Here is a 3,914-nt window from a genome sequence, read left to right on the forward strand (position 1 = left end):
CAGTGCGGCTCGATCCGGTCAATCTGCACCCGGCCGCCGTAGGCCATTGCCGTTTCAAGGCATTGCAACAGCAGGAAAATGAGGCGCACTTCACGTCGCGGCAGATCGGCGGCGCTGTTCCACGCATAGATCAGCCGCCCACCGCGCGTCATGTCGGTAAGGATCGACGTCACCTCGGTCTTGCCGATGCGTTGGTCGCCCGAGGCGATGCCGAAGGCCACCCGGAAGAACCGAATGCGGGCATTGGCATTGGCCACACTTTCCGCGATCAGCGCCAGTTCCGGACTGCCGCCCGTGTTGTCCATCATCATCAGTTCGACACCATTGCCGATCGCACCGATCGGGCTGATAAGATCGTGGCAGATACGAGAACCGATCAGGGCGGCGAGGTCGGGCTTGTCTTGCATGAATGGGTCCGCTCAAGGGGTTGGGGATGAATTCGCTTCTGGAACCGGGGATGCTGGTGCGCCATCCAACTCAACCGGACTGGGGGCTTGGTCAGGTGCAGTCGAACGTTGCGGGCCGCGTCACCGTGAATTTCGAGCATGCTGGAAAGGTCGTCATTGCAAGCAAAGAAGTCACCCTCATACAGATCTATCCGTCTTGACTCCTATAGTGGGTGAACGCGTTGTCAACGCAACCGGAAGGTGATCTGTAGATTTGTTACGATTTAGATCGCATTGCAAAGCACTGCCTGCATCGTTAAGTCGGGCTTCAAAGCCCAAAGGCAGAGCAAATGAGCGCCGAAGACTCTCCGTATCTCTTGCGCCTCGCCACGACTGATAGGGATGTTATCGCGGCACAGCGTTTGCGTTATGAGGTGTTCGTCGCGGAGCTGGGCGGGGATGGCCCCTTGGTTGACCACGCTACCCGACTGGAACGGGATGCTTTTGACCCGTATTTCGATCATCTGGTGCTGGTCGACCGCAGCCGCGATACCGGTGGGGCAGACCATGTGGTGGGCGCATACCGCGTCTTGCCGGGGGACCGCCGCGCCGCTGCCGGAAGGTTTTACTCCGAAGCGGAATATGACCTGACGCCGCTGCTGGATTCGGGGCGAAAGCTGCTGGAACTGGGCCGGTCCTGCGTGCATCCTGACCATCGCGGCGGCACGGCCATGTTGCACTTGTGGAACGGTCTGGCCGAATACGTTCTGGAACGGGACATCGAAATCCTGTTTGGCGTGGCCAGCTTTCACGGCATCGATGCCGTCTCGCTGGCAGAGCCGCTGTCCTACCTGTACCACACCCATCTGGCGCCCGCGGAAATGCGCGTCAGGGCACGGCCCGAGCATCGGCAGGAAATGGACCTGATCGCCGCAACGGATCTGGATCGCAAGCGCGCGATGGCCGCGACCCCGGCGCTGATCAAGGCCTATCTGCGGCTGGGTGGCTTTGTCGGAGACGGTGCCTGGATTGATCGGGACTTCAACACGACAGATGTTTGCCTGGTGATGAACACCACGCAGATGTCGGCGCGGCACCGGGATTTCTATATCCGAAAGCAGGGGCAAACTTGAGCAATTGGGTCGATGCGGCTTTGCCACCCATTCGTATCGGGTTGGCCGGATGGCTGCGCGTGATCTTCAGGGGCAGCATCCTTGGCGCCATTACCTATGGCGGGCTCGCGGTATTGTTGCTGGTGCGGCTGGTGGAATGGCCGCTGTTTGGGCAAAAGCGCCCGTTGACACCATTCATCACCCAATTCGTCTGCAAAGCTGCCTTTGTGATCCTGCGCTTGCCGCTGACGGTGCGGGGTCGACCGATGACCGTCACGGGCGCTGTTGTCGCCAATCATTCAAGCTGGCTGGATGTCTTTGCCCTGAACGCGTCGCAACCGGTGTATTTCGTGGCCAAATCCGAAGTGGAAGGCTGGCCGGCGATAGGTTGGCTGGCACGTGCAACGGGTACGGTGTTCATCAACCGGAAAGGGCATGCGGCCAGGCAGCATCAAGAGGTGTTCGAAAACCGGCTGAAGGCAGGCCACAGGCTGTTGTTCTTTCCCGAAGGCACAAGCACTGACGCGATCCGGGTTCTGGCGTTCAAATCGACGCTGTTTCAAGCGTTTTATGCCGACGGCCTGCGCGAGGTGATGAACATCCAGCCGGTCACCGTGATCTTTCACCCGCCCGCCGGGCAGGACCCGCGCTTTTATGGCTGGTGGGGTGAAATGGACTTTGCAAGCCACCTGATCAAGATGCTGGCCACCCGGCATCACGGCAGTGTCGAAGTGATCTTCCACCCAGAGGTTCCGGTTGCAGCGTTCGAGAACAGAAAGGTGTTGGCGGCGCATTGCGAACGCGTGATCCGCGCCTCGCACACGAACGCCGTCGCGTAGGTCAGCCGAGCGGCGCCATCAGCGCCTTGAGCGCGGCAATCGGGTCTGGCGCCGACCATATCTCTGCACCAATGGCAAAGAAGTCGGTCACCGGGCCAAAACGGGCGACCAGTTCAGCGCTCAGTGCGCCTTCGGCAATTACCGGCACTTCGATAACTTCAGACCACCACTGAAAGACATCAAAATCGACCTGTTCGCCACTGCCCAGCGACGTGGCACCGACCGGCCCGAAGGCCACGTAATCTGCCCCCGCTTCGCCCGCCGACATGCCTTCATGCCGGCTGGTGCCACAAAAGGCCCCGACGATGGCATCAGCACCCAGGTCCTTGCGCACTTTGCGGACGGACCGCGCGCCGTCGGTCAGGTGAACGCCGTCAAGGCCCAGACGGTCGACCAGCAGAACATGCGTATCGATCACGATGGCGACGTCGCGGGCATGGGCCACTTCGCGGGCCGCGTCGGCCGCGCGGGCAAGATCATCCTGATCGCCGGTCGCCAATGAAAGGCGAAGGCAGGCAATCTCGTACCCGTCAAGGACCCGCGCCAACAGGTCTGGGAAGATCTCCAGATCAAACGTCGGTGGGGTGATGAGGGTGATCTGCGGGCGGTCTTCAGCGGCCATTTTGGGCTCCGGTGGATTGGTCCGGGACCGTCTATCAGCCTTTGCGGCACTTGGCCACCTTGGGAGGTAGGGCGCCAACGGGGTGCGGACCCCCAGCTTGTCAGGGGCGCCGCGCTGTCCTATCAGGCAGGACCCAGATGCAGAAGGTGACCGATGATCCCGCCAGCTTTCATTCTTGTGCGGCCCCAGATGGGGGAAAACGTCGGTGCGGCCGCGCGGGCGATGCTGAACTTCGGGTTGGAGCGGATGCGCATCGTCGACCCCCGCGATGGATGGCCGAACCCGAAGGCGGTGGCGATGGCGTCGGGGGCGGGGCGGGTGCTGGATCAGGCGGGGATTTTTCCCGACGTGGCGGCCTCGATTGCGGATTGCGACTTCGTCTTTGCCACCACGGCGCGGGGGCGCGAGCTGGTCAAGCTGGTGGTGACGCCGGAGCGGGCGATGGAGATGACGCGGGCGATGGCGGCGGAGGGGAAGCGTGTCGGGGTGCTGTTCGGGCCGGAGCGGGCAGGGCTGGAGAACGAGGATATCGTGCAGGCCAACGCCATCGTGACGGTCGATGTGAACCCGGAGTTTCCGTCGCTGAACCTGGCGCAGTGTGTGCTGCTTCTGGGATATGAGTGGCGCAGGCAGGCGGGGGCGGTGGCGCCGGAGGTGATGGAGCTGGCGCGGACGGAGTTTGCGAGCCGGCTGGACGTGGAAAAGCTGGCCGATCATTTCGAGGAACGGCTGGGGGCGGCGGGGTTCTTTTTTCCTGAGACCAAGGCCGCGGGGATGAAGGCGAACCTGCGGAACATGTGGGGGCGGCTGGGCTTGACGCGGGCCGAGGTGCAGACCTTTCACGGGATGCTGCGGCAGATTGCCTGGGCTTTGAAAAGCCGGAGGGAGTGAGGATGTCCACGCGTGGACATGATTTCCGCCTTATACATTTCAATGACTTAGGATTCGAAATTAC

6 protein-coding genes are annotated in these 3,914 nt (G+C 61.9%); 4 read left to right on the forward strand and 2 right to left on the reverse strand.

Features of this window, described 5'->3' with window-relative positions:
* Window positions 1–407: histidine phosphotransferase family protein (locus RMO18_RS10500; RefSeq protein WP_309665776.1), on the reverse strand; the 407-nt coding region annotated here is incomplete at its 3' end.
* Window positions 408–433: 26 nt separating this feature from the next.
* Between RMO18_RS10500 and RMO18_RS10505 the strand changes: the two genes are divergently transcribed.
* The 3 genes from RMO18_RS10505 (at window position 434) to RMO18_RS10515 (ending at window position 2,337) form a co-directional block, all read left to right on the forward strand.
* Complete coding sequence (locus tag RMO18_RS10505) at window positions 434–607, forward strand: DUF3553 domain-containing protein (protein ID WP_309665778.1); 174 nt, start codon at window positions 434–436, stop codon at window positions 605–607.
* A 129-nt stretch (window positions 608–736) separates the two neighbouring features.
* Entirely contained in the window at window positions 737–1,519 is a 783-nt protein-coding gene (locus tag RMO18_RS10510; RefSeq protein ID WP_309665780.1) for a GNAT family N-acyltransferase, read from the forward strand.
* Window positions 1,516–2,337, forward strand: a complete 822-nt coding sequence (locus tag RMO18_RS10515) for a lysophospholipid acyltransferase family protein (protein WP_309665781.1) — start codon at window positions 1,516–1,518, stop codon at window positions 2,335–2,337. Before RMO18_RS10510 ends, RMO18_RS10515 begins: the two co-directional genes overlap by 4 nt.
* Before the next feature lies 1 nt (window position 2,338).
* On the opposite strand, the gene RMO18_RS10520 is transcribed toward RMO18_RS10515, so the two are convergent.
* A complete protein-coding gene (locus RMO18_RS10520; RefSeq protein ID WP_309665782.1) occupies window positions 2,339–2,959 on the reverse strand; it encodes a thiamine phosphate synthase in 621 nt (206 codons plus the stop codon).
* A gap of 153 nt (window positions 2,960–3,112) precedes the next feature.
* On the opposite strand from RMO18_RS10520, the gene RMO18_RS10525 reads away from it, so the two are divergent.
* Window positions 3,113–3,850, forward strand: coding sequence for an RNA methyltransferase (locus tag RMO18_RS10525; protein ID WP_309665783.1), 738 nt, complete (start codon window positions 3,113–3,115; stop codon window positions 3,848–3,850).
* Window positions 3,851–3,914 lie beyond the last annotated feature (64 nt).

It is taken from the genome of Tabrizicola sp., assembly GCF_031377265.1.
In the GTDB taxonomy this organism is placed as follows: Bacteria; Pseudomonadota; Alphaproteobacteria; order Rhodobacterales; family Rhodobacteraceae; genus JAUYQR01.